2 protein-coding genes are annotated in these 1,190 nt (G+C 48.6%); both read left to right on the forward strand.

Annotated elements, in window-relative coordinates; genetic code table 11:
- The coding region (locus tag ACVRRC_RS21810; RefSeq protein WP_472997548.1) for a DsbA family protein at window positions 1-729 on the forward strand (729 nt) is incomplete at its 5' end.
- Between the two features lie 156 nt (window positions 730-885).
- Window positions 886-1,190 (forward strand): DUF4172 domain-containing protein (locus tag ACVRRC_RS21815; protein ID WP_472997549.1); only part of this gene is annotated, 305 nt, incomplete at its 3' end.

Below are 1,190 nucleotides of genomic sequence, written 5' to 3' on the forward strand. Positions count from 1 at the left end.
GCGCAGCTGGCTAATTCCGGCGGTGGCTTTGCGGGTACAGTCGGTGATGTGAAGTCAGCGGTACAAACCGCATTGGCTGGCTTGGAAGAAGACAAACTGGCTGAGAAACGCGCTGAGTTGTACAAAGGCTGGGAGCAGGTTAGCGTCAACAAAGACGGGCGCTACATCTACGGTAATCCGGACGCTCGCTTTACGCTGGTGAACTACGAAGATCTGGAATGCCCGTTCTGTAAGCAGTTCCATAAGACGCCGAAATATCTGGTTGATACGGCCAACAACGGCGCAGTGAACTGGGAATGGCGTCACTTCAACCTGGCTTTTCATGAGCCAATGGCAACAAAAGCGGCCATGACAGCGGAATGTGTGGCCGAGCAAAAAGGACCGAAGGGCTTCTGGGGGGCGACCAACTACTGGTTTGAGCACACGCAGGGTAATGGCAAAGGCTTTGAAGACAGCGGCAGTATCCCGGCATTGTTTGAACTCGACAAAACAGCATTTGATACCTGCATGCAGGATCCGAACATCATCCAGCGTATCAAGCGGGATATGGATGCCGGTACCAAAGACGGTGTCAACGGGACGCCAACGACCATCGTGATTGACAACAAAACCGGTGAACGTGAAAGCATTGTCGGCGCACGCCCGTTCGCAGGCTTTGTTGAGGTCATCGAGCGCATGGTGAAAGGTGGTTTAGAGAAAGCGCCCGCAGCTGCACCGGTCAAAAAATAAATGTTAACGCCCGGTTTGTCTGGGCACTCCGTACTATAAAAGCCAGCCTTCGTGCTGGTTTTTTTATGTCTCAATAATGTTATGAGGCAATTAACTATATTAATCGCCTCACTTTATGGGTAGAATAAAGGCGCTATTTGACTCAATGGAGGCTGCATGTGGATTTGGGAAGAGAAAGAATGGCCGCAATTTACCTTTGATATTCATAGGTTGCATCCTTTAGTGTGTAAGGCGACCTACTTGCAAGGAAAATTAAATGGTAGCAGCCAGACTTTAGATCATGAAGGAATAACATTGGATGCGGTTTTAGCGAATATTATCTATTCCAGTGATATAGAAGGTGAAAAGCTGGATGCACGCTCTGTTCGTTCATCACTTGCAAATCATTTAGGCATAACAACTGATGTTTCTTATCCCGTCGATAAACGTACTGATGGGCTTGTGGAATCATCTCTGGATGC

The organism is Stutzerimonas sp. LR2, from assembly GCF_055755175.1.